The organism is Maritalea myrionectae (assembly GCF_003433515.1).
Taxonomy (GTDB): domain Bacteria; phylum Pseudomonadota; class Alphaproteobacteria; order Rhizobiales; family Devosiaceae; genus Maritalea; species Maritalea myrionectae.
Window position 1 is genome coordinate 248876 of sequence record NZ_CP021330.1, and the last position, 21727, is coordinate 270602.

A 21727-nucleotide genomic window follows, 5' to 3' on the forward strand; every position below is an offset into this window, starting at 1 on the left:
TGTTCAGTTCTGCAACAATTAACGCCCTTCGGGCCATGGAGCATGAAATGAAAACTATCGAAATCACAGAAATTGGAAATCCGGCTGACGTCTTGACGCTTAAAGAAACACCCACCCCGACGGTGAAGCCAGGTGAGGTTCGGGTTGAGGTTTTGGCGACACCAATTCACCCGTCCAACTTGCTGTCGATTGCCGGGCAATATGGTGAGAAACCGGAATTGCACTCCGTTCCCGGCGTTGAAGGCGTTGGGCGTGTGGTTGAGCTGGGCGAAGGCGTCACCCATCTAGAGCCAGGTCAAAATGTATTACTTGCCGGCGGTATGGGCACATGGCGCGACGAAATGGTGGGCCCTGCCGATGGCTTTATTCCCCTGCCACCAGGTGATGTTGAGCAATTGTCCATGGTCGCCTTAAATCCGGTCACCGCGCATTTGCTGCTCACCAAATTCAGGACACTTAAGCCAGGTGACTGGATCATTCAAAGCGCCGCCAATTCGGCTGTTGGTGAACTCATTATTCAACTGGCCGCACAGCGTGGCATCAAGACCGTTAATATTGTCCGCCGGGAAAGTCTGGTTCCCGCGTTAAAGGCGTTGGGAGCAGATATCGTGCTGGTGGATCAGGACGATCTGGCTGAGCGCGTGAAAGAAGCCACTGGCGGCGCCCCAATCGTTTACGGCATTGATTGTGTGGGTGACGAAACATTTGTCCGCATTTTGGATGTGCTTGCCTTTGGCGGCACCCTCACCACCTATGGCGCGCTCTCCATGCGTTCACCCGCATTGAATCTGGGAGCCGCCATTTTCAAGGAGATCAGCATTCATGGTTTCTGGTCAGCCAAATGGTTCGAAACCGCCAGCCCGGCAGAAAGGCAGGACGTTTTTGGCACACTTATCCCGATGGTGGCGAATGGGAAACTGAAAACAAAAATCGATTCACGCTTTCCGCTGGAAGAAATCGATCAGGCCGTCGCCCGCGCCGCCGAGGCAGGCCGGGATGGTAAAGTGCTTTTGGTGCCCAATTGAGCCGACGCTCATACTGATCATCGTCCCATATAGGGCGAATCAATCCCGTTTGAGAACTCAGCCCGCGCCTTGTGGCGTGGGCTTTTCGGCCTCGTTGCGGCCTAGCCCTGCCGCCGCAACCGAAAGGCCATGCCCTGGCTTGTTGGCGCGGTCATTTCAAAACCAAATTTCTTGTAAAGATGGTGTGCGTCGCCATCGGCAAACAGATTCACCCAGGTCAAATCCGGCATATGGGCATGGATATGGTCCACCAATGCCTGCATAATTTGCTGGCCCAACCCCTTGCCCTGATGCGCTGGGTCCACGGCGATGTCGCAGATTTGCACAAAGCAGCCGCCGTCACCGATCAGGCGGCCCATGCCCACCAATTGTCCTGCTTCGTCGCGCAAACTCACGCCGTAAAGGGAGTTGGCCATGCCGATGGTGGCGCCTTCCAGGCTTTTGGGCGACAGGCCCGTTTTCACCCGCATGTCGCAATATTCTTCGGGCGTGGGTGTCTTGTGTTCAATTTGAATTTTCGTCATTGTGATTTCATATATTTTTGGTTGAACTTCCAACAGATGGAAATTGGATTTTTTAAATGATTTTAGCCAGATACCTGCTTCGGCCTATCCTTTTTATCGGCCTCTTGCTCGCCCTTGCTGGAATGGGTACCTCCCCTTCATTGGCGCAAGCGCCAAAAGGAATCAATGAAGAATTTTTGATCGAAAATTCGGCGCGTGTCAGCAAGGTCAAAGCTTACTATAAAGGCAACACGGTGATGAGTTACCAAAAGCCCTATGGTACGCAAATCGAATATTTTACACCGGGCGGGAAAACGTTTCTTTGGTATCCGGGGAACCGCGATGTGGTGCGCGGCGAATGGAAAGTGGGCACAGGCAAGGATGGCTATCCGCAAACATGCTTCCGATACCAAGCCAATAGCGTAAATCCCTTTACAAAGGTTCCGGGCGGCAAGTGGCAATGTGCCCAATCGATCTACATGATGTTCACGGACAAGCAGCGCATAAAAGGCGATGCTTTTGGCCTCAGCCAACAGATGCCGTTCAAATTGTCAAAGCGAAAGACGAGCTTTAAACGTTTGGCAAAGAAAGCAAAGATTGATGCCCGTGGTCTGCGCTATCTGCCCACGGCAAGCGACAAGTAATCAGCGCTAAACCAAATCGGCTTCGGTCCACCCAATGGCCGCCAGATCTGCGGTGCGGTAGGGCTTGTCGATGGCAAACAAAAACTCATCCAGTTGCGGTGGCTTAACAGGGCTGCCGGCCAGCATGGCATGGGCTTGTCCGCGATGGTGAATTTGGTGTTGGAACAAGTGCAACAGCACATTTTCCACCGGCTCGGTGGTTTTGTTCAGCTGCACAATCTGATCGAGCTTTTCTGCGGTCAGTTGTTTGCAAAATTGAATCAATCGCTCATCAACCTCGCTTTGGGCATTGCGCAGGGCGAGTGGGTCTGCAAATGGCGTCTCGTCCTTCCACGCATCTGTCCCCAAATCACCGCCTTCCAGCGCGTCCACATAAAACCAATCCACCACAAGGATATGATTCAAGGTCTGCCACAATGACGGGAAAAAAGAGGTGCGCTCCTCTTTAAACTCTGCCGCCTCCATGGTCGAAATTGCCGTGAGCAGCCGATAATTGGCCAGCCGGTTGTTCTGCGCCAGTTTGACGAACGGTCGCGCGATATTGTTTGTCATTTGCGTTTATCCCAAATTGAAATTCAGTCGATAGCCCAGCGCCTCGGCCACGTGCTGTCGCTCCACCTGTGGTTGATTGTCCAGATCAGCCAAGGTTCGCGCCACCTTGAGCACTCGATGATAGGCCCGGGCGGAGAGATTGAACTTTTCTGCCGCGTCCACCAAGAGTTTTTTGGAATTTTCTTTCAGCTCCACCACTTTTTCAATGACATCGGCGCTGGCCCTTGCGTTGGTGTGGGTGGTCACCGCGCCCATTTGGGCAAACCGTTCATGCTGCAATTGTCGCGCCCGCGCCACCCGCTTGGCGATGGCTTCACTCGGCTCGCTTTTGCCGCCATCGATCATATCCAGCGCCGACACAGCAGGCACATCAATGCGAATATCGATGCGGTCGAGGAAGGGACCCGAAAGCCGCGCTTGATAGTCTGCCGCGCAGCGGGCACCACGACGACATGTGTGCCCCGGAGTCCCGGCCATGCCGCATTTGCACGGGTTCATGGCCGCCACCAATTGAAATTGTGAAGGGTAGGTCACCCGATTGTTGGCGCGGGCGATGATGGTCTCGCCGCTTTCCAACGGTTGCCGCAAACTGTCGATCACTTGCGGCGAGAATTCGGGCAACTCGTCGAGAAATAAAATACCATTATGGGCCAGGGACACTTCCCCCGGCTTAACCTTTAAGCCACCGCCGACCAGCGCCGCCATGGAGGCTGAATGGTGAGGGGCCCGAAAGGGACGACGGTCTGACAATTGGCCGCCCGCCAATTGCCCGGCCACTGACTGCACCATGGATACATCCAACAGTTCGCGGGGATTGAGCGGCGGCAAAATTGACGGCAACCGCGCCGCCAGCATGGATTTGCCTGCCCCGGGGGGGCCGACCATCAAAAAATTATGCGCCCCGGCTGCCGCAACTTCCAATGCGCGTTTGGCGCTTTCCTGGCCTTTAATGTCAGCCATATCAGGCAGGTCTGCGCCCAGTTCTTGACGCTTTGGTTGGGGCCGCACACACATTTGCTTGCCCTTCAAATGATTGACCAACGCCAACAGGCTTTCTGGCGCGACAATATCCAATTCGCCCCCGGCCCATGCCGCTTCCGGCCCCGCCACTTTGGGGCAAATGAGCCCAAGCTCCATGCTTTGGGCGGCAATCGCAGTCGGCAGCACACCTGCCACCGGGGAAATCCGCCCGTCCAGCGCCAATTCGCCCAGCACCAAATAACCATTGGCCATATCGGGCGAAATGGCACCGATGGCGGCCATCAGCCCAAGGGCGATGGGCAAATCATAATGACTGCCTTCTTTGGGTAAATCTGCGGGGGCCAAATTGACCACGATCCGCTTTGGGGGGAGCGACAGGCCCGATGCGTTCAACGCCGCGCGTACCCGCTCTTTGCTTTCGGCCACGGCCTTATCGGCCAGTCCGACAATATTAAATGCAGGCAACCCATTGGCAACCTGCACTTGTACATCAATGGGCACGGTATTGATGCCCTGAAACGCCACCGTTTGAATGCGCGTGACCATAAAAATCCAATAGCTTTAAGTATAATTACAAAAACCTATCAGGGGAACGGGTCACGCGCAAGAACGTTTCAGGAACGCCGACCTAGTGCGGAGGAAAACATGCCGCCCATCAAACCGATATCCCGCTGCATGCGAGGGGGGAGAGGTTGTGATTCATAGCTCGCCACAGGCTTTTTATGCGCCATGGCTTGCTCTGTTTCAGTTGTGAACTTGCGCCAACGGCCAAGAAGGCGACGATTTTTTGATGCTGTACCGTTCATCTTCAGCTCCTTTAGAAAAATGGTTGCGTCGAATATGAACCTGTTCCAAGCTTTTGACCAACAAAAGCTATGGCCTCTGGCATAAGGAGATTTTATGTATGGCGCTGGATCCCCTGCCTCCGCTCACCGCGCTGCGCGCTTTCGATGCCGCCGCGCGACACAACAGCTTCACCAAGGCGGCTGAAGAGCTGAACATGAGTCAAGCCGCGATCAGCTATCAGATCAAACTGTTGGAAGATCGCTTTGGCGAGCGCCTATTTATCCGCAGTGCGCGGCAGGTCACACTGAGCGAGGCGGGCGCACGGCTTGCGCCATCAGTGATGGAAGCATTTGAAATTATCCGGCGCGGCTTTGCCGAAGCAAAGGGCCAGCGTGATGATTTGTTAACCATCACCATGGTGCAAACCTTTGCCAGTGCGTGGCTGGCGCGGCATTTGGGTGGCTTCCACATCTATAATGGTGATGTGGCGGTGAAGATCGATATTTCGAGCCATCTGATTCATGATTTTCAGGGCTCAGGGATGGATATGGCGATCCGTTCCGGGCATGGGGATTGGCCGGGATTGGTCTCGAAAAAGCTATTTCATTTTGATTATACGGTGATGGCGGCACCTGGTTTTCTGGAGGAAAACCCCATCTCTACACCTAAGGATATTTTGGGCTTATCCATGGCCAGCCCGCATGATCCCTGGTGGGCCACATGGTTCGAAGCCCAAGGCATCGATGTGCGGGAATTGCCCAGGCCGCGTGGCCCGGTGCTGGATGTGCAATATATTAACGGCATTGCCGCTTATGCCGGCCATGCGCTGGCGCTGCTCACGCCTGCTTTGTTTTATACCGAATTGTCCAACGGCACCTTGGTGCAGCCCTTTGATTATGTACACCGGGAGGAGAAGGCCCTCTGGCTATGCTACCCCAAAGGGCGTGAAAACTGGCCAAAGGTGAAACGTTTTGAAGAATGGCTTTTCGCCAAGCTGGACGAAACCATGCCCAACCGGCGAGTTTAGAATTTGTACCGGAAGCCAACCATGGCGGCATTTGCGCCATCCACGGCGGCCAATCCTGTGGTGCCCCAAGCGCCGGAGCGATGCTGGGCGCGCCAGAACACTTCATATTCTGGGTTGTCGACATGGGAAAAGCTGATTTCCGGTCCGACATAAAACAGCAGCTTGGCAGACTTGTCTTGTGCTTCTTCTCGCTCTTTGGCGATGCCAAACGTGTCGGTCACCACACTCAGGCCCAAGGTGAGTGAAGGCGAAACGCGAATAGAATCACCAAGCACCCATCCATTATAGCGGCCAACGCCCCCGGCCCAGAGCTCTGCTGTTGCAGGGTCCTCGCCAAAGCGGCCGGCCACACCTGTCTCTAAGCCCCAGTTCCAGCCAGTGGGATCGGTTTTGAAAAATCTTTGGTACCCAACTGCGATACCATAATTATTTTCAGGAATAGGATTTGGGGTGAAGGAATGGCCAAAATAGCCTTTGTGATAGCGCCCCCCGAATATGAATACCGATTCGTCGAAATCAGGAACGACAGTATTATATTCCGAATAATTTTGTGACTGCGCGGTGGCTACGCTCACTAGACTTGGCAGCACAGCAAAGGCTGCGATCAAAATCGCTGAACCACTAATTTTACGCATAATTCCAAAACACCCTTTTGCCTCACAACAAGGCCGATTTACCACTCCCGGCGGGACAATAACACTGTTAAAAGTCAGAGTCATCGCTTGATAAACGCAGCGTCAAAAAGATTGTTCCCTTTTTAAATTGATTGGGCATCGGGCACCTCTCGCCAAGGCTGATAATAGTGTCCGCCCTGCCCACTTTTGTGACTTACCCCAGCCGCGCCGCGTGCCAGCGCAAATGATCATCCATAAAGCTGGAGATAAAATAGTAAGAATGGTCGTAGCCCTCGCGCATATTCAAAGTCAGGCCAATGCCTGCTTTCTCGCAGGCATCGCGCAGCAGCCAGGGCTTTAGCCCGTCGTCCAAAAACCCGTCGGCCTCGCCTTGATCCACCAACAACGCATCATAACGGGCGCCATCTTCAATCAAATGCACCGCATCATATGCGCGCCAGGCGTCTTTATCGTCTCCCAAATAGGCGGAAAGTCCTTTTATGGACCAGTCGCAGCTTGACGGGTTCACAATCGGTGCAAAGGCCGAACAACTCTTAAATTTTTGCGGATTTTTCAGTGCCAAGGTCAACGCCCCATGGCCACCCATGGAATGCCCAAAAACGCCGATACGCGCTGGATCAATGGAGAAATTGGCCAGCACCAGATCATAAAGCTCATCGCGCACATAGGTTTGCATTTGATAATGGGCGGCCCATGGCTCTTGTGTCGCGTCGAGATAAAAGCCCGCGCCCTTGCCCAATTGCCAATCATCGGGCTCATCCGCCACCTCATCGCCGCGTGGTGATGTGTCTGGGCACACAATGATCATCCCCAATTCCGCGGCCATGCGTCGATATTCGCCCTTATCCAACACATTTTGATGGGTGCAGGTGAGGCCCGATAGATAAAACAGGGCCGGGCACTTCTGGGTTTTCGCCTGCGGTGGCAGAAAAACGGCAAAAGTCATCGCGCAATTGGTGGAGATGGCCTGATGGCGATAAATGCCTTGGATGCCGTCAAAAGCTTTGGCTTCAGAGATGGTTTCTAGTGTCATATTATTTTCTCTTTCTTGCCTGGTCCTCTATTCGCGCCGCCGTCGTTCGCTACGCTCACTACCCCGGCACCCCCGCCGATTGATGCCCATCACAATCCCTGTATAGGTCAGGAAAATGATGGACGAGCATCGCGAGGACCTCGGGCCACTTTTGGTCCGCGCCCGCGCAGGTTAGGTGCCGTGAGGCACCGCTCAACCGTGAGCGAAAACAAAACGGCGATCCAAATCGCCTTTTAATACACCACCACAGAGCGGATGCTTTCGCCGCCATGCATCAAGTCAAAACCTTTATTGATCTCATCAAGGCTCAGTGTGTGGGTAATCATCGGGTCAATTTCAATTTTGCCCTGCATGTACCAATCTACAATTTTTGGTACATCGGTGCGGCCGCGGGCGCCGCCGAAAGCGGTGCCTTTCCAGGTACGACCAGTGACCAGTTGGAACGGACGCGTTGAAATTTCAGCACCGGCAGGGGCCACGCCGATAATGATGCTTTCGCCCCAGCCTTTGTGGGCTGATTCCAGCGCTTGTCGCATCAAATTGACATTGCCGATACACTCAAAAGTGTAATCCGCGCCGCCGCCCGTCAAATCCACAAGGTACGGCACCATATCGCCTTCCACCTCATTTGGATTGACGAAATGGGTCATGCCAAAGCGCTCGCCCCATTCTTTCTTGGCGGGGTTGGTGTCGACACCAATAATCATATTGGCCCCGGCCAACCGAAGCCCTTGGATCACATTGAGGCCGATGCCGCCCAGGCCAAACACCACGGCGTTTGCGCCGGGTTCCACTTTGGCTGTATTGATCACCGCGCCAATGCCTGTTGTCACGCCACAACCGATATAGCAGACCTTATCAAAGGGCGCGTCCGGGTTGATTTTCGCCAGGGCGATTTCCGGCACCACGGTGTAATTGGCAAAAGTTGAGGTGCCCATATAGTGGAAGATTTTTTCGCCATTGATGGAAAAGCGCGAGCTGCCATCGGGCATCAGACCTGCGCCTTGGGTGGAGCGAATTTTCTGGCACAAATTGGTTTTGGGATTGAGGCAATATTCGCATTCGCGACATTCCGGCGTATAGAGCGGAATCACATGATCACCGGGCTTCAGCGACGTAACGCCTTTGCCCACTTCCACCACGACGCCCGCACCTTCATGGCCCAAAATGGCGGGGAAAATGCCTTCCGGGTCGGCGCCCGACAGTGTGAACTCATCTGTGTGGCAAATGCCGGTGGCTTTGATTTCCACCAGTACCTCGCCATCACGTGGCCCTTCCAATTGTACAGTTGTTACTTCCAATGGCGCGCCCGCTTTGGTCGCGATTGCAGCTCTCACATCCATTTTGGCCTCCTCAATTTTTGACGAGGCTACCTCAGATTCGCAAAGCTGACGAGAGAGAAATTTACAGACTCATACGCCCCAGCAGGCCGCTGGTCATCAAGCCATCAAAAATGAACTGGACAGACAAGGCGGCCAACAGCACGCCAACAATGCGCGAGATCACATGCAGCACGGTGAAGCCCAGTATGCGTTGCAATTGCGTGGCGCCCAGCAAAAATAAATAGGTGAGCATCAAGATCAGCAGCAAGCCCGCAACCACAGCTACTTGCCGGGACGGATCGCCGCTGGCATCGGCCATCAAAAGGATTGTTGCGCCAATTGCCCCTGGCCCGGCAATCAGTGGTGTTGCCAAGGGAAAGACTGAAATGTCGGAAGAAGATGCCGCTTCGGCGTTTTCTTCATCTGTGGTGGAGGTGCCGCCGGATGAGCGGGCAAAGACCATATCGATAGAAATCAGCAGCAATAAGATGCCGCCTGCGGTGCGCAAAGCGGGCAAGCTGATGCCAAAAATAGACAATAGCGGTTCGCCGAAAAACACGAAGAACAACAAAACGGCACCACCGATCACCACGCCTTTAAACACCATGGCACGGCGTTCCGCCGCCGTGGCCCCTGCGGTTAATGCTGCGAACAGCACCACAATGTCCGCCGGCCCGATGGTGGCGAAATAGGTCGTGAATGACACCAGAAATGTCTCAATTGGCATGCGCGATCAGCCCTTTGATGCCCCCAAACAAATGAAGTCTGGCACGCCTAGCGGCGTTTTTCAATCGCATCCCAAATCAGCGCGGCAATGTCCGGTCCGCCAAAGCGTTTGATTTCGCGAATACCGGTGGGCGAGGTCACATTGATTTCGGTGATATAATCGCCGATCACATCGATACCGACAAAGATAAAATCGCGCTCTTTCAAGGCCGGGGCAATTTTGGCGCAAATCTCGCGTTCCCGGTCCGTCAATTCGCTCAGCTCTGGCCGCCCGCCCACATGCATGTTGGAGCGGCTTTCACCTTCCGCGGGGATGCGGTTCAGGCCAGCTACAGGCTCGCCATCAATGATGATGATGCGTTTGTCGCCCTTGCGTACATCCGGCAAATATTGCTGGATCATAAAGGGTTCGCGGAAGCTGGATTCAAAAATCTCCAACAGCGAGACCAGATTGTGGTCATCCTGGCGCAGCATAAAAACGCCAGCGCCGCCATTGCCGAACAATGGTTTGACGATAATGTCGCCATGGCGCTTGCGAAAATCAACAATTTGCGCCCGATCGCGGGTCACCAGGGTCGGTGGCATGAGTTCTGGAAACTCGGTGACGAGAATTTTTTCCGGCGCATTGCGCACATGGTCTGGCTGGTTCACCACCAAGGTTTTGGGATGCAACCGCTCAAGCATGTGGGTGGTGGTGATATAATGCATATCAAAAGGCGGGTCCTGCCGCAGCAAGATCACATCGAACTGGCTGAGATCGATCAAGCTCGCCTCGCCCATTTCAAACCAATGATCCACATCATCGAACAGCTTGACTGACGCAACTTCTGCTTTCACCACGCCATTCTCGAGGCTGAGTGTGGCTGGGGTGTAATAGTGAACCTCGTGGCCGCGCTGCTGCGCTTCCAACATCATAGCAAAGCTGGAATCGCCTCTCGGGTCAATGTCGGCAATCGGGTCCATTTGCACTGCAATTTTCAGTTTTTTGTCGGTCATAGCGCCGGTGTCATCCTTCGTAAATATCTTCAGCCTGAAAGGCATTTTGGATATGGATGGGCCAGCGCCATGGCGCAAGACCGATCACATCAAATTGTTTTTGATGGCTAGCATATTGCTGATTTCTGGCCAACCAATATTGTGCCGCGCGGCGGTGACGGTGCGGCTTGATTTGGGCCAACGCCATCTCCAGCGCGCCTACGCCGCGGCGGGCTTTGACCTCGACAAAAACCAGTGACTGGCCCCGCTGCGCCACCAGATCCAGCTCGCCAACCGGCGTTTTCACCCGCCGCGCCAAAATGCGACAGCCTTTCAGGCGTAAAAACAGTTCCGCCACCCCTTCACTTTTGCGCCCAAAGCGCTCGGCTTGTTGGCGGCGGTGGATCATTTTTTCATCTCCAGCGCCGCTTGATAGACTTGCTTGCGCTTCAGCCCGAAACCTTGGGCCACCTCGTCAACAGCGGTGCGCAGGGGCAGTTCTTTGAGCCGCTCCGCCAACACGGCCTGCCATTCATCCTGATCGGGGGCGGCTTCTGCGCTGGCGCCCTGCACCAAAATCACCAATTCGCCCTTTACGCTCTGGCCGTCAAAATCGCTGGCCAGATCCGCCAATTTGCCGCGATATAGGGTCTCAAATTTTTTGGTGATTTCCCGCGCCACAACGGCCTGTCGATCTGCGCCAAATATTTTGGCCATCGCCGCCAAACATGCGGCGACACGCTTGGGCGACTCATAAAAAATCATGGTTTCGGTGCGGCTTAAAAGGTCGGACAAACGTTCCTCACGTGCCATTTGCTTTGGCGGCAAAAAGCCTAAAAATGAAAACTGGTCCGTGGGCAGTCCGGCGACGGCGAGCCCGGCCAGTAGCGCTGAAGCGCCGGGCAAGGCGATGATATCAATGTCAGATTTCGCGGCTTCCCGCACCAATGGGAACCCCGGGTCCGACAGAAGCGGCGTGCCTGCATCGGAAATCAAGGCGATCGCCTGGCCGTTTTGCACCTGCTGCACAACATGTTGAGCCATTTGGCTTTCATTATGCTCATGCAGCGCTTTGCGGGGTGTTTTGATGCCATAGGCGGATAAAAGCTTGGCGGAAGTGCGCGTATCCTCGCACAGAATCAAATCAACGCCTGCCAAAATCTCCAGCCCCCGCAGGGTCATATCCTTTAAGTTGCCGATGGGCGTGGCCACAATATAGAGGCCAGGTGGGGCTTTGGGCGCATTCAAGCCATGTTCGCCGATAAAATAGCTTCGATCCGGGGATAATTGCGCCATACAATTTGCTCAATTCCTAAATATATGTTGATTTCAGCTGTTAAGCGCTCACACTATAGTGTATCGCGCATCGGGGACAAGCATCGTGATTTGGCCAATTTGGCGGAACGCATTGCAATGATGATGCAAAAAGATTTGTGCCAAACGGCAGATAATGCGCACAAATCAAATAGGAGTTTGGGCATGGCATTTATTCACGCTACAGCCAGCAATATCACACACAAAAATTCAATTTCTCGCGGTCTCAAATGGCTGGCCAGTATTGGCGCCGGGATTGCGTTGCTGGGCTGCACGCCTGATTTTAATTTTGGCCCCTCGTCCGGGCTTGATCGTGGTGTAGACCGCCCTGATTTGAGCAGCCAAAGTAATTTGCCCCCCGCTCAGGGCGAAGTGATTGGTGAAGGCAATGTCCGCGTTGCCCTGCTTTTGCCCCTCAGTGGCAATGAAGGCTTGGCTAGTGTGGGCACCTCCATGCGCAATGGCGCAAAGATGGCGATTGATAAGATCAATAGCTCGGCCGGGTTCCCGCGCAATGTCCAAATCGTCATCAAGGACACACAGGGCAATGCAACCACCGCACGCTCTGCTGCAGCGGAAGCCATCACTGAAGGCGCAAGCTTGATTTTGGGGCCGCTCCGGTCTGATGGGGTGCGCGCCGCGGGCGCGGTTGCCCGTTCATCGGGTGTGCCATTGATTGGCTATTCCAACAATTCGGGCGCGGCAGCTTCCGGCGTCTATTTGCTGAATGTTTTGCCGGAAACCGAAGTAAAACGTTCCATTCAATATGCGCAAAAGTTTGGTCGCCAGAGCTTTGCCGCAATTGTGCCGCGCACCGCCTTTGGCCAAATTCAGGAGGGCGCGTTCCGGGTTGCGGCCTCCCAATCCGGGGCCAGCATTCAAGGCATTTATCAATTCTCTGACGAAACAGAAGCCCGCACCGCTGTGGAACAAGTGGTGCCGTTCCTGATCTCCGGGCAAATTGATACGCTATTTATTCCAGATCGGGCCACGGCCCCTTCCATCGCGGTCTTGCTTGAATCTGCACAAATCGACAAAAGCAGCATCACCATTTTGGGGTCCGCCGACTGGGATGGCGACGAACGCATTAGCCAAACACCCTTTTTGGCGGGCGCGTTCTTCCCGGCTGTGGATGGCGCAGGCTATGACAAGCTCAAGCCTGAATATGAAGCCATTTATGGCACAACACCGCACCCCATGGTCACCTTTGCCTACACGTCTGTTTTGTTGGCCAATTCTTCAAGCCTAGCCACCTCAACACCGCCCTATAATCGTCAGCAACTGACCCGCGCCAGCGGCTTTTCTGGACAGGACGGGGTATTCCGCTTTGAGGACAATGGCACCAACGCACATGCATTGGTAATGAAACAAGTGGAACTGGGCGGCAGCCGCGTGGTGGATGAGGCCAAAATACCCAGCGCAACGGCTGTTGTGACGACACGGTAGCGGCATTTGACCCGAGTCAGCGTGATTGGAAATGCAGGTGGTGGCAAGTCTAGGCTGAGTGCTGCCATCTGTGCCAAACACGACTTGCCGAATATTTCGATAGACCATTTGCAATGGCAGCCCGGCTGGGTGCCCACACCATCAGATCAGTTTGCCGCGGCCCACCATGCAGCCTTGGCACAATCCCGCTGGTTGATTGATGGCTATGGCCCGTGGGCAAGCGTGGTCGAGCGGTTGAACGCGTCAGATACAATCATTTTTGTCGATTTCCCCCTATGGCGGCATTATTGGTGGGCCACCAAGCGGCAGATCAAATCCGTGTTTGTCGGCCGCCCAGACGGCCCCGAAGGCTGTCCGATGCTGCCGATAACGTTCAAGCTTTATAAAATGATGTGGCACGTGCATCAAAAATCTCGGCCCCGACTGCTAAACGAACTCCAGAAACACGCACAAACCAGCCGGATCATTCATATCCGTTCACCCAAAGAGCTGAATGCATTCAAGCGCAATCCAGTTTAAAGGCATGGCATTTGCGATCTCAGAGGGCCCGCACCGGAGAAGGCAAGCTTTCAGTGCTTATGTTCGTTTGTTTGTTCTGTCTCACGGCTATTCGACGCTGCGCATCGGCCTGCGACGGCGCGAAACCTGAAGGTTTCGAGGTCCTCGCTGCGCTCGTCCACTCTTTTCCCTCACTTGCTCAAAATTTGTGTGGGGTACCAATCGGCGGGGGTGCCGGGGTAGTGAGCGCAGCGAACGACGGCGGCGCGTAAAAATGGCCAGATTAAGCCGCGAGATCGGCGACCACGGCGTCCAGCACAGGGAAGCCTTTGTCGGTTACTCGCAAATTGCCATTGTCGAGATATTCGATAAAGCCAATGCCCATCAAATGCTCGATTTGCTCTGACTTCAACGGTTTACCGGTTAGTCGTTCATGGCGCTTGGGGTCAATGCCGGTTTTGAGCCGCAGGCCCATCAGCAAATATTCGTCGCCCTGCTCGGTGCGCGACAATGCATCATATTCTACAAAGCCTACACCTTTTTCATCCACCCGCTCGGCCCATTTGAAGGGCATGCGTTCGGTGGAGGTCGCAACGCGTTTACCGCTCACCACCAACCGCCCATGGGCGCCGGGGCCAATGCCCGCATATTGGCCATAGTGCCAGTAAATCAGGTTATGGCGACTTTCTTCGCCGGGCTGGGCATGGTTGGAAATCTCATAGGCGGGCAGCCCGTGATCTTCGCAAATTTCTTGCGTCAGCTCATAAAAATGTGCGCCCAGATCGCCATCAGGCATTTGCAGTTTGCCCGCTTGGAACAGGTCGAAATAGCGCGTGCCTTCTTCGATGGTGAGCTGATAAAGCGAGATATGTCGATCCGCGATCGAGAGGGCTTCCAGCAGCTCTTCTTCCCACTCTTTCAGTGTTTGATGCGGCCGGGCATAGATCAGATCGTAAGAAAAACGGTCAAATGTGGTGCGCGCCAAATCCAGCGCTTTTTTGGCTTCATCAACCGAGTGCAAACGCCCCAGAGCCGCCAACGGTTCGGCCCGCAGAGACTGCACCCCGAGCGACACCCGGTTCACCCCGGCCAAACGATAGTTTTGAAATTTTTCCTGCTCAACGCTGGTGGGATTGGCCTCAAGCGTGATTTCCACCTGGTTGGTCAGCCGCCAGTTTTGGTTGATGGCAGAGATGATTTTTTCGACGCTGCGCGGGTCCATCAAGGACGGGGTGCCGCCGCCAAAAAAGATTGAGCTCACTTGCTGATCGGGCACCAACTGCGCCTGATGTTCGATCTCTTTGATGTAGCGGTCCACATAGGCCACCTCATCAAACGGGCCGTGGTGCACATGCGAATTGAAGTCGCAATAAGGGCACTTGGACGCGCAAAACGGCCAATGGACATAAACGCCAAACAATTCTGGATCTGTGGCGAAATCAGCCAATGCAGCAGGCCTCTACAAATTTGGAGAACGCGCGCGAACGGTGGGACAGGCCAATTTTATCCGGTGCCCATGCGTGCTTTTCATCTTCGGTCATTTCACCGAACGTGCGGTTGTGGCCTTCAGGCAAAAACATGGGGTCATAGCCAAAGCCTTTGTTGCCCCGTGGCGGCCAGACCAAGCTGCCAGACACGCGACCTTCAAAACAGGCCGTTTCCCCCTCAGGCGTGGCCAAGCACAACACGGCCACAAAGGCTGCGGTGCGCTGGCCCGGGCCCATGGCCCCCTTTTGCATCAGTTCGGTATGCACTTTCACCATGGCATTGCCAAAATCGCGTTCGGGGCCGCCCCAGCGGGCTGAATAAATGCCCGGTGCGCCGTCCAGCGCATCTACGCTTAAGCCCGAATCGTCGGCCAGCGCCCAAAGCTTTGCGCCCTTTGCAGCAGCCAGTGCCTTAAGCTTGGCGTTTTCTTCATAAGTATTGCCAGTTTCTTCTGGCTCCGGCAGATCCAATTCTGCTGCCGAGACAAGCTCTAAACCAAATGACGACAACAAGGTGCGCAGTTCGCGTACCTTGCCTTCATTGTGGCTGGCCACCACCAATTTTTGTCCGCGCTCTAACGTCAGTGCCATCTAGATCGTTTCTCCGTTTAACACCCGCTTTTGCATTTCAACCAACTCGCTGATGCCTTTTTGCGCTAAGCCAATCAGGCTTTGCAGCTCATCAGCGCTGAAGGGTTCTTCTTCGGCTGTTCCTTGAATTTCAACAAATTTGCCTGCGCCCGTCATGACAAAATTGGCGTCGGTTTCCGCAGAGCTGTCTTCGTCGTAATCCAGATCAAGCACAGGTGTGCCTTGATAAACCCCACATGACACGGCGGCGAGATGATCGCGGATCACATTGTCGCCAACGATTTCGCGTTCCTTCATCCACGCCACAGCGTCGCTCATGGCAATGAACGCACCGGTGATGGCAGCAGTGCGGGTGCCACCATCGGCTTCGATGACATCACAGTCGACAGTGATTTGGTTTTCGCCGAGCGCTTGCATATCGACAACGGCGCGGAGCGAACGCCCGATAAGCCGTTGAATTTCTTGCGTGCGGCCAGATTGTTTGCCCGCAGTGGCCTCGCGGCGCATGCGCTGGCCTGTTGAACGCGGCAACATGCCATATTCGGCTGTGACCCAGCCCACACCCTGGCCGCGCCGCCACGGCGGCAGATTTGTTTCAACGCTGGCCGTGCACAAAACCCGTGTGTTGCCAAAACTGATCATGCACGAGCCTTCGGCATGATTTGAGACATTGCGTTCAATTTTGACAGTGCGCAGTTGATCGGGGACGCGTTTTGAGGGTCGCATGTTTTTTCCTTGTGCTCGCGGCGTTTGATCCAGCCTCTTAGCGGCTTCATGGCTCAAGGTAAAGGGAAGGTTAATCCCCAATGGCCCCCATCGTCCACCAAATGGTGAAAAAGCTAAATCTTTCCAACAGATTCCACAAAGATTACTGTAATTTTATCGTAATTTTACACATCGATTTCAGTTTGTGGATAGCGACAAACAAACAGTGCGGTGGCAGGGGGGCTTGGCGTTGAGAGCAAGTGCGCTTAAATAGAGTGCACAATGATAAATTAAGTGATGAGCAACTTTGGGATATCGATGACCAACAACCAAGATTTTCTATCTGTGCTGAACGCACGTTCGCAGGGCATTTTCCGGCGGCTGGTTGAACGCTATTTGGAAACTGGTGAGCCGGTTGGGTCGCGACAATTGTCGCAGGCCCTTGATATTTCCTTGTCTCCCGCTTCGGTGCGCAATGTGATGGCGGATCTGGAAGATCTCGGCCTGATTGCTGCGCCACACACGTCGGCTGGGCGGGCGCCGACGCAATCGGGCTTGCGCTTTTTTGTCGATGCCATGCTGGAAGTGGGCGCGGTGAATGAAGAAGAGCGCCGCGCCATCACGCAAAATTTTGAAGGCGTTGCCCACCATGAAAAGGTGGAAGATGTGCTGACTCAGGCTAGCCAGGTGCTTTCCGGCCTGTCCCGCGGGGCGGGGCTGGTGATGGCGCCCAAGGCCGATGTGGTGCTCAAGCATATCGAATTTGTGCAGCTGGAAAAGAACCTCGCCATGGCCGTGATGGTGGGGGAAGATGGGCATGTGGAGAACCGCGTTTTCTCCACGCCGCCCGGTTTGACCATGAGCGAGCTTGCGCAGGCGTCAAACTATTTGTCCAGCTTTGTGGCAGGGCACACGCTGCGCGAAGCCTTGCAGCAAATGGAAAAGGCACAACAACGCCAGCAATCAGAATTGGATCATTTGACCAATAGTTTGGTGGAGGCGGGCCTGGCCACCCTGTCAAAAGACAATAATGATGCCAGCCCAACCTTGATCGTGCGCGGGCGGGCCAATTTGATCAATGACACCATGGCCAATGAAGAATTGGACCGGGTGCGACAATTGTTTGACGAGTTGGAAAGCAAGAAGGCCATTATCGACCTGTTGTCCGACACGCGCGATGCCGATGGAGTGCGGATTTTTATCGGATCGGAGAATAAGCTTTTCTCCTTGTCCGGCTCTTCCGTCATCTTGTCGCCATTTACGGACCATAATGACAAGGTGGTGGGCGTTGTGGGCGTGATCGGTCCGACGCGCCTCAACTATGCCCGGATCGTGCCTGCTGTGGATTATACGGCCCATGTGGTGTCAAAATTGATCCATAAGCGGGGCTGAACCCAAGACAAAGCTTGAAATTGATCGCATGATGGTCGATATGCGGGGCAACAGCGATTTTCACAATATAGAGTTAGAAGCCAAATGATGAGCGACGACGAGAAAAAAGTGGACGAAACTGAAGTTCAGGATGGCGCCGACGAAGCGCAAAGCGAAGCAGACGCGCCTGAGGCGGCCGACCCTATCTCAGCTTTGGAAAGCGAAAATGCCAAACTGAAAGATCGTTTATTGCGGGCGGTTGCGGAAATGGAAAATTTACGCAAGCGAGCTGAGCGCGATGTGAAAGATGCGCGCCAATATGCGATTGCCAATTTCGCCCGTGACATGCTGACGGCGACAGACAATTTGTCTCGTGCGCTGACGATCATGCCACAAGAAACGCGCGATGAGGCCACAGGCACATTCCAGTCTTTGATTGAAGGCGTGGAAATGACCGAACGGGAAATGATCCGCCTGCTTGAAAAGAACGGCATTACAAAGATTGAGCCTAAAGGCCAGAAATTTGACCCGCACTTCCACCAGGCCATGTTTGAAGTGCCGAACCCTGATGCGGTTGAAGGCACTGTGACCGAAGTGGTGCAGGCTGGCTATGTGATCGGTGAGCGCGTGTTGCGCCCAGCGATGGTGGGCGTGGCCAAAGGTGGCCCGAAAAGCGCCCCGGCCGCCGCTGACCAAGGCGACAATTTGGATAAGTCGGTCTAAATCCCGACCAATCGTTTTTGACTGATCAGACGACGCTTAGGGCATCACCCTAAGCGTCGTTTTTATTGACCTCATCAAAGACCTGCTGCGTGGTCTTTTTAACGCTGTTTTCGCTTAAAAAGCCCATATAGTCAGGTTTAGCGTCAACGAATATCTCGCTGGTGATTTCAAAGTCCGCATTTTCAAAAAGCCCGGCGGAATAAATATAGTCCCGGCTGCCGACTGTGAGGTGATAAAAAAGCGTTGTGCCGCATTTTTTACAAAATCCCCGTTCGGCCCAATCCGATGAGGCATATCGCTCAATATGCTCCTGCCCGCTGGCCTTCAGTTCGCTATTGCCATGCAGACCAAGCAACGGTCCGCCACCGTTTATTTTGCGGCAGGTGGCACAATAACATGCCCCGATTTTATTCATATTTTCGGGCGCCTGGATTTCTACGGCACCACACTGGCACTTGCCGATTTGCATTTAAATTTTACTCCCTTGTTAATCGATAGTTCACCCTAAAGATAAGTTCGCACAACTGGTGTTTTGTTTTTAACTCAAATTGAGGGGGGTGTCCTTTACTTTACTTGCTCTACGATTAAGGGGTGCCTGATGAGATTGAATTCTAAGGGTAAAAGTCTATTCATTATTGCGAGCTTGTTCACGATTTCGATCGCCGTAGCGAGCATATTCATGACTCAGACGATCATGGATCGGTTGTTGCGGCAGGATGCGCGGACCGACGGCATGGGATGGGCGCAAAGTGTGGCGGACCAAACCCATAATCTTGACGCCCTGCTCACAGGTGAACCTTCATTTTCGCTTACGGAACGTATCTTGGGCCGTTTGAGCACAGTGGGGAACATTTATTCGTTTGAGTTTCTGGCTCCAGACGGCACTCGATTGTTTAAAACAGGCTCTTACCACCCCGCCACAGGCGCCGATGCTGCAGCCTATCACGCGCATGAACATGCGGGCCCCAGCCCGGTCGCCACCGCAAGCACAACGCCAATGACAGACATGACGGCTGAACACACGCAGGGTGCGGAAAGCGATCACGTTGCAGGCAATGCCCATGATCATTCATCGCCAAAGGTTCAAGGCGACCATGCCAAGCATATGGTGCGATTGGCCACGGGCAATGGGTTTAACGACCCTTTGCATTTTGCCGAGGTGACACATCCAATTTTAAAAGACGGGGAATTAGCCTATTCCTTGCGCGTGCGCGTGGACCAGACAGAACGCTTTGATCTTTATCAGGCAGCTGTATGGCAAATTACGGCGGTTTTGGCCGCCACGGCCTTGTTGGTTGTCGGCATTCCCGCAATATTCCACATGCGCAGTCGCAAACAGGCCGAGCTCGCGGATAGGCGGGCCCACTATTTGGCCAAGCATGACCCAATGACCGGGTTGGCCAACCGCACAAACTTTTTAGAAAAAATGCAAACGGCCTGCGCCGAAATTGGCGACGGTGATGGCATTATTGTCCTGCTTTCGATCGACGTGGACAATTTCAAAGAGATCAATGACGGCTATGGCCATGATGTGGGCGATGAATTGCTGGTGCAATTTGCCGGGCAACTCAAATATGAGTGCGAACATTTTGACTCCATCGCCCGCATTGGTGGCGATGAATTTGCGGCATTTTGTCGGTTCGATAGCGAAGCCGAAGCGGATGAATTTGTTGAGGCGCTTCAACGCGCCTTGTCACACCCCTATGAAGTCAAGGGCCACAATATGATCGCCACGGCCAGCATTGGGGCGGCCTATTTTCCAAGCAAAGCTGAAAATGTCACCGATTTGATGAAAAAGTCAGACATTGCGCTTTATGCGGCGAAAACAGAGGGGCGCAATTGTGCCGCCATATTCGCCGAACATATGGAAGACGAAATTGCCGAACGCCGTGAATTAGAAGCCATTTTGCGCCGCGCGGTGCACAATAGCGATTTCGAGCTCTATTTCCAGCCGCTCTATTGTCAGCTTAAGTACCAGGCCTGTGGCTTTGAGGCCCTGATGCGCTTGCGTGATGCGAAAGGCAACTTCATTCCGCCAGACAAATTCATCCCTGTGGCCGAGGAAATGGGCATCATGGATGAGTTAGGCTTTCAAATTTTGAACAAAGGCACAAAAGCCGCCATGAAGTGGCCTGACCACATGCGCTTGGCTGTAAACCTTTCTGCCGCGCAGTTTGAAAGCGGTTCGCTTGTGGACCATGTGCATGCTGCGCTGGAGGAATCAAAGCTGCCCGCAGCTCGACTTGAGTTGGAGATCACGGAAAGCTTGTTGATGCAAAACACCCAGCGTAATTTGCGCCAATTGAACGCGCTGCAAGAGCTGGGCGTGTCTATTGCGATGGATGATTTCGGCACCGGTTACTCATCGCTTGGTTATTTGTGGCAATTCCCATTCGACAAGATCAAGATCGACAGGTCTTTTCTTGGCGGCGACGAAAAAGACAATGCCAAGGCCATGCAGGTCATCTCGACCATCATTGCCTTGGGTCACTCGTTGGAAATGCGCGTTACCGCGGAGGGCGTGGAAACCGAACGGCAAGTGGAAATGCTCAATAAGCTGAAATGTGATCAACTTCAGGGCTTCTATTTGGGTCGCCCCGCCCCTGAAGCAGAGCTTTCGAAATATTGGGAGAAGGATGCCATTTCGCCAACAGAAAAGCTGAAGGCGGTTTAACCCCATTTGCTAAAACGGCGTCACCCGCCTGAGGGTTAAATTGACTCGGCCCCCGTCGGGGAAAACGGTCGGATGTGCATCCAACAGCATTGAGCTTTGGGGAATGACCCGATCTATGCCGTGATAGGCCAACCGCGTGTCGCCATCCAGCATGACAATATCGCCTGAGGACAGCTCAAAGCTGGAGGTTTTGTCTTTGCGCGATTTGCCCCCAACGCGAAAGCGCGCCCGATCTCCGAGTGAAATCGAGAGCACTGGCGCCTCGAACGTTTCCTCATCGCGATCCTGATGCAACCCCATTTTAGCGCTGGTGGCATAATAATTGACCAAACAGGCTTCGGGATTAGCGGGGCATTTGGTCAAATCCGCCCAAATATCAAGCAGTGTTTGCGGCATTTGCGGCCAGTTTTGCCCGGTTTCAGGGTGCGTAGATTGATAGCGATAGCCGTTTTCTTTGTCGGCCACCCAGCCCAACGGCCCCAGATTCGTCATGCGGACAGAGAAAGCCTTGCCGGTGCGCGGCATGCGGGGCACAAAAAATGGCGCCGCTTCAATGGCGCTAACCAATTGGTCGAGCAAATCTTTTTGCTGTTCAGTGGACAAATAGCCCGGAAAAAACTTCATTTTTGTCGCTCCTGCCATCGCTTTTCGATGCAATTGTCGTTATATAGCCCCGTTTGATAATTCGGGGACAGGATTACCTGTCATT

Annotated in this window: 24 protein-coding genes; 8 read left to right on the forward strand and 16 right to left on the reverse strand. The window is 54.0% G+C overall.

Translation table 11 applies throughout. The features are described 5' to 3' along the window. Positions 1–47 precede the first annotated feature (47 nt). Complete coding sequence (locus tag MXMO3_RS01130; protein WP_117394670.1) at positions 48–1025, forward strand: zinc-dependent alcohol dehydrogenase family protein; 978 nt, start codon at positions 48–50, stop codon at positions 1023–1025. A 101-nt stretch (positions 1026–1126) separates the two neighbouring features. On the opposite strand, the gene MXMO3_RS01135 is transcribed toward MXMO3_RS01130, so the two are convergent. Beyond that, the gene (locus tag MXMO3_RS01135; RefSeq protein WP_117394671.1) at positions 1127–1549 is read right to left on the reverse strand and encodes a GNAT family N-acetyltransferase; all 423 of its coding nucleotides are present in this window, start codon (positions 1547–1549) and stop codon (positions 1127–1129) included. 56 nt (positions 1550–1605) lie between these two features. On the opposite strand from MXMO3_RS01135, the gene MXMO3_RS01140 reads away from it, so the two are divergent. After that, a complete protein-coding gene (locus MXMO3_RS01140; RefSeq protein WP_117394672.1) occupies positions 1606–2172 on the forward strand; it encodes a hypothetical protein in 567 nt (188 codons plus the stop codon). A 6-nt stretch (positions 2173–2178) separates the two neighbouring features. On the opposite strand, the gene MXMO3_RS01145 is transcribed toward MXMO3_RS01140, so the two are convergent. From MXMO3_RS01145 to MXMO3_RS01155, 3 genes are all read right to left on the reverse strand, one after another. Next, complete coding sequence (locus MXMO3_RS01145; RefSeq protein ID WP_117394673.1) at positions 2179–2724, reverse strand: DinB family protein; 546 nt, start codon at positions 2722–2724, stop codon at positions 2179–2181. Between the two features lie 6 nt (positions 2725–2730). Beyond that, a complete protein-coding gene (locus tag MXMO3_RS01150) occupies positions 2731–4251 on the reverse strand; it encodes a YifB family Mg chelatase-like AAA ATPase (RefSeq protein ID WP_117394674.1) in 1521 nt (506 codons plus the stop codon). A gap of 68 nt (positions 4252–4319) precedes the next feature. Further along, positions 4320–4511 carry a hypothetical protein gene (locus MXMO3_RS01155; RefSeq protein WP_117394675.1) on the reverse strand — a complete coding sequence of 64 codons (192 nt, stop codon included), beginning with the start codon at positions 4509–4511 and terminating at the stop codon, positions 4320–4322. A 98-nt stretch (positions 4512–4609) separates the two neighbouring features. Here MXMO3_RS01155 and MXMO3_RS01160 point away from each other — a divergent pair, with 98 nt between their 5' ends. Next, positions 4610–5518, forward strand: coding sequence for a LysR family transcriptional regulator (locus tag MXMO3_RS01160; protein ID WP_027835771.1), 909 nt, complete (start codon positions 4610–4612; stop codon positions 5516–5518). Here MXMO3_RS01160 and MXMO3_RS01165 read toward each other — a convergent pair. The 7 genes from MXMO3_RS01165 to rsmI all read right to left on the reverse strand — a co-directional run bounded on the left by MXMO3_RS01165 (position 5515) and on the right by rsmI (position 11505). Then, on the reverse strand, positions 5515–6153 hold the full coding sequence (locus tag MXMO3_RS01165) for a hypothetical protein (protein ID WP_117394676.1): 639 nt from the start codon (positions 6151–6153) through the stop codon (positions 5515–5517). The genes MXMO3_RS01160 and MXMO3_RS01165 overlap by 4 nt on opposite strands. Positions 6154–6346: 193 nt before the next feature. Continuing rightward, positions 6347–7186, reverse strand: a complete 840-nt coding sequence (gene fghA, locus MXMO3_RS01170) for an S-formylglutathione hydrolase (RefSeq protein WP_117394677.1) — start codon at positions 7184–7186, stop codon at positions 6347–6349. Positions 7187–7419: 233 nt separating this feature from the next. Continuing rightward, the gene (locus MXMO3_RS01175; protein ID WP_117394678.1) at positions 7420–8529 is read right to left on the reverse strand and encodes an S-(hydroxymethyl)glutathione dehydrogenase/class III alcohol dehydrogenase; all 1110 of its coding nucleotides are present in this window, start codon (positions 8527–8529) and stop codon (positions 7420–7422) included. 61 nt (positions 8530–8590) lie between these two features. After that, complete coding sequence (locus MXMO3_RS01180) at positions 8591–9235, reverse strand: MarC family protein (protein ID WP_036223062.1); 645 nt, start codon at positions 9233–9235, stop codon at positions 8591–8593. A gap of 47 nt (positions 9236–9282) precedes the next feature. After that, positions 9283–10230, reverse strand: a complete 948-nt coding sequence (gshB, locus tag MXMO3_RS01185) for a glutathione synthase (RefSeq protein ID WP_027835775.1) — start codon at positions 10228–10230, stop codon at positions 9283–9285. 10 nt (positions 10231–10240) lie between these two features. Next, positions 10241–10618, reverse strand: a complete 378-nt coding sequence (locus MXMO3_RS01190; RefSeq protein ID WP_027835776.1) for a YraN family protein — start codon at positions 10616–10618, stop codon at positions 10241–10243. Beyond that, positions 10615–11505, reverse strand: coding sequence for a 16S rRNA (cytidine(1402)-2'-O)-methyltransferase (gene rsmI, locus MXMO3_RS01195; protein ID WP_117394679.1), 891 nt, complete (start codon positions 11503–11505; stop codon positions 10615–10617). Before rsmI ends, MXMO3_RS01190 begins: the two co-directional genes overlap by 4 nt. A 183-nt stretch (positions 11506–11688) precedes the next feature. Between rsmI and MXMO3_RS01200 the strand changes: the two genes are divergently transcribed. Continuing rightward, positions 11689–12969: a penicillin-binding protein activator gene (locus MXMO3_RS01200; RefSeq protein WP_162889085.1), complete on the forward strand. Its 1281-nt coding sequence runs from the start codon at positions 11689–11691 to the stop codon at positions 12967–12969. A gap of 21 nt (positions 12970–12990) precedes the next feature. Then, positions 12991–13488 (forward strand): P-loop NTPase family protein, encoded by a 498-nt coding sequence (locus MXMO3_RS01205; RefSeq protein ID WP_245985781.1) that lies wholly within the window; start codon positions 12991–12993, stop codon positions 13486–13488. Positions 13489–13750: 262 nt separating this feature from the next. Here MXMO3_RS01205 and hemW read toward each other — a convergent pair whose 3' ends face one another. Genes hemW through rph form a run of 3 tightly spaced genes read right to left on the reverse strand, consistent with a single transcriptional unit; the run spans position 13751 to position 16271 of the window. Next, positions 13751–14914 carry a radical SAM family heme chaperone HemW gene (gene hemW / locus MXMO3_RS01210; RefSeq protein WP_117394682.1) on the reverse strand — a complete coding sequence of 388 codons (1164 nt, stop codon included), beginning with the start codon at positions 14912–14914 and terminating at the stop codon, positions 13751–13753. Then, a complete protein-coding gene (rdgB, locus tag MXMO3_RS01215) occupies positions 14907–15545 on the reverse strand; it encodes an RdgB/HAM1 family non-canonical purine NTP pyrophosphatase (protein ID WP_117394683.1) in 639 nt (212 codons plus the stop codon). The genes hemW and rdgB overlap by 8 nt, the downstream gene beginning before the upstream one ends. Beyond that, positions 15546–16271 carry a ribonuclease PH gene (rph, locus tag MXMO3_RS01220; RefSeq protein ID WP_117394684.1) on the reverse strand — a complete coding sequence of 242 codons (726 nt, stop codon included), beginning with the start codon at positions 16269–16271 and terminating at the stop codon, positions 15546–15548. A 297-nt stretch (positions 16272–16568) separates the two neighbouring features. Here rph and hrcA point away from each other — a divergent pair, with 297 nt between their 5' ends. Both hrcA and grpE read left to right on the forward strand, forming a co-directional pair. Then, positions 16569–17642, forward strand: a complete 1074-nt coding sequence (gene hrcA / locus MXMO3_RS01225) for a heat-inducible transcriptional repressor HrcA (protein ID WP_036223064.1) — start codon at positions 16569–16571, stop codon at positions 17640–17642. An 84-nt stretch (positions 17643–17726) separates the two neighbouring features. Beyond that, entirely contained in the window at positions 17727–18344 is a 618-nt protein-coding gene (grpE, locus tag MXMO3_RS01230; RefSeq protein ID WP_027835783.1) for a nucleotide exchange factor GrpE, read from the forward strand. Between the two features lie 49 nt (positions 18345–18393). Here grpE and MXMO3_RS01235 read toward each other — a convergent pair whose 3' ends face one another. After that, entirely contained in the window at positions 18394–18813 is a 420-nt protein-coding gene (locus MXMO3_RS01235) for a GFA family protein (RefSeq protein ID WP_117394685.1), read from the reverse strand. A gap of 210 nt (positions 18814–19023) precedes the next feature. Here MXMO3_RS01235 and MXMO3_RS01240 point away from each other — a divergent pair, with 210 nt between their 5' ends. Continuing rightward, complete coding sequence (locus MXMO3_RS01240; RefSeq protein ID WP_162889087.1) at positions 19024–21018, forward strand: putative bifunctional diguanylate cyclase/phosphodiesterase; 1995 nt, start codon at positions 19024–19026, stop codon at positions 21016–21018. A 9-nt stretch (positions 21019–21027) separates the two neighbouring features. Here the strand turns inward: MXMO3_RS01240 and MXMO3_RS01245 are convergent, their stop codons facing one another. Next, complete coding sequence (locus MXMO3_RS01245; RefSeq protein ID WP_117396667.1) at positions 21028–21642, reverse strand: alpha-ketoglutarate-dependent dioxygenase AlkB family protein; 615 nt, start codon at positions 21640–21642, stop codon at positions 21028–21030. Between the last annotated feature and the right edge of the window lie 85 nt (positions 21643–21727).

What these genes read in the sequence shown, in the direction of transcription:
- MXMO3_RS01130 (WP_117394670.1), top strand. Translation starts at nt 48, where the DNA reads ATGAAAACTATCGAAATCACAGAAATTGGAAATCCGGCTGACGTCTTG.
- MXMO3_RS01135 (WP_117394671.1), bottom strand. Translation starts at nt 1,549, where the DNA reads ATGACGAAAATTCAAATTGAACACAAGACACCCACGCCCGAAGAATAT.
- MXMO3_RS01140 (WP_117394672.1), top strand. Translation starts at nt 1,606, where the DNA reads ATGATTTTAGCCAGATACCTGCTTCGGCCTATCCTTTTTATCGGCCTC.
- MXMO3_RS01145 (WP_117394673.1), bottom strand. Translation starts at nt 2,724, where the DNA reads ATGACAAACAATATCGCGCGACCGTTCGTCAAACTGGCGCAGAACAAC.
- MXMO3_RS01150 (WP_117394674.1), bottom strand. Translation starts at nt 4,251, where the DNA reads ATGGTCACGCGCATTCAAACGGTGGCGTTTCAGGGCATCAATACCGTG.
- MXMO3_RS01155 (WP_117394675.1), bottom strand. Translation starts at nt 4,511, where the DNA reads ATGAACGGTACAGCATCAAAAAATCGTCGCCTTCTTGGCCGTTGGCGC.
- MXMO3_RS01160 (WP_027835771.1), top strand. Translation starts at nt 4,610, where the DNA reads ATGGCGCTGGATCCCCTGCCTCCGCTCACCGCGCTGCGCGCTTTCGAT.
- MXMO3_RS01165 (WP_117394676.1), bottom strand. Translation starts at nt 6,153, where the DNA reads ATGCGTAAAATTAGTGGTTCAGCGATTTTGATCGCAGCCTTTGCTGTG.
- fghA (WP_117394677.1), bottom strand. Translation starts at nt 7,186, where the DNA reads ATGACACTAGAAACCATCTCTGAAGCCAAAGCTTTTGACGGCATCCAA.
- MXMO3_RS01175 (WP_117394678.1), bottom strand. Translation starts at nt 8,529, where the DNA reads ATGGATGTGAGAGCTGCAATCGCGACCAAAGCGGGCGCGCCATTGGAA.
- MXMO3_RS01180 (WP_036223062.1), bottom strand. Translation starts at nt 9,235, where the DNA reads ATGCCAATTGAGACATTTCTGGTGTCATTCACGACCTATTTCGCCACC.
- gshB (WP_027835775.1), bottom strand. Translation starts at nt 10,230, where the DNA reads ATGACCGACAAAAAACTGAAAATTGCAGTGCAAATGGACCCGATTGCC.
- MXMO3_RS01190 (WP_027835776.1), bottom strand. Translation starts at nt 10,618, where the DNA reads ATGATCCACCGCCGCCAACAAGCCGAGCGCTTTGGGCGCAAAAGTGAA.
- rsmI (WP_117394679.1), bottom strand. Translation starts at nt 11,505, where the DNA reads ATGGCGCAATTATCCCCGGATCGAAGCTATTTTATCGGCGAACATGGC.
- MXMO3_RS01200 (WP_162889085.1), top strand. Translation starts at nt 11,689, where the DNA reads ATGGCATTTATTCACGCTACAGCCAGCAATATCACACACAAAAATTCA.
- rdgB (WP_117394683.1), bottom strand. Translation starts at nt 15,545, where the DNA reads ATGGCACTGACGTTAGAGCGCGGACAAAAATTGGTGGTGGCCAGCCAC.
- rph (WP_117394684.1), bottom strand. Translation starts at nt 16,271, where the DNA reads ATGCGACCCTCAAAACGCGTCCCCGATCAACTGCGCACTGTCAAAATT.
- hrcA (WP_036223064.1), top strand. Translation starts at nt 16,569, where the DNA reads ATGACCAACAACCAAGATTTTCTATCTGTGCTGAACGCACGTTCGCAG.
- grpE (WP_027835783.1), top strand. Translation starts at nt 17,727, where the DNA reads ATGATGAGCGACGACGAGAAAAAAGTGGACGAAACTGAAGTTCAGGAT.
- MXMO3_RS01235 (WP_117394685.1), bottom strand. Translation starts at nt 18,813, where the DNA reads ATGCAAATCGGCAAGTGCCAGTGTGGTGCCGTAGAAATCCAGGCGCCC.
- MXMO3_RS01240 (WP_162889087.1), top strand. Translation starts at nt 19,024, where the DNA reads ATGACTCAGACGATCATGGATCGGTTGTTGCGGCAGGATGCGCGGACC.
- MXMO3_RS01245 (WP_117396667.1), bottom strand. Translation starts at nt 21,642, where the DNA reads ATGAAGTTTTTTCCGGGCTATTTGTCCACTGAACAGCAAAAAGATTTG.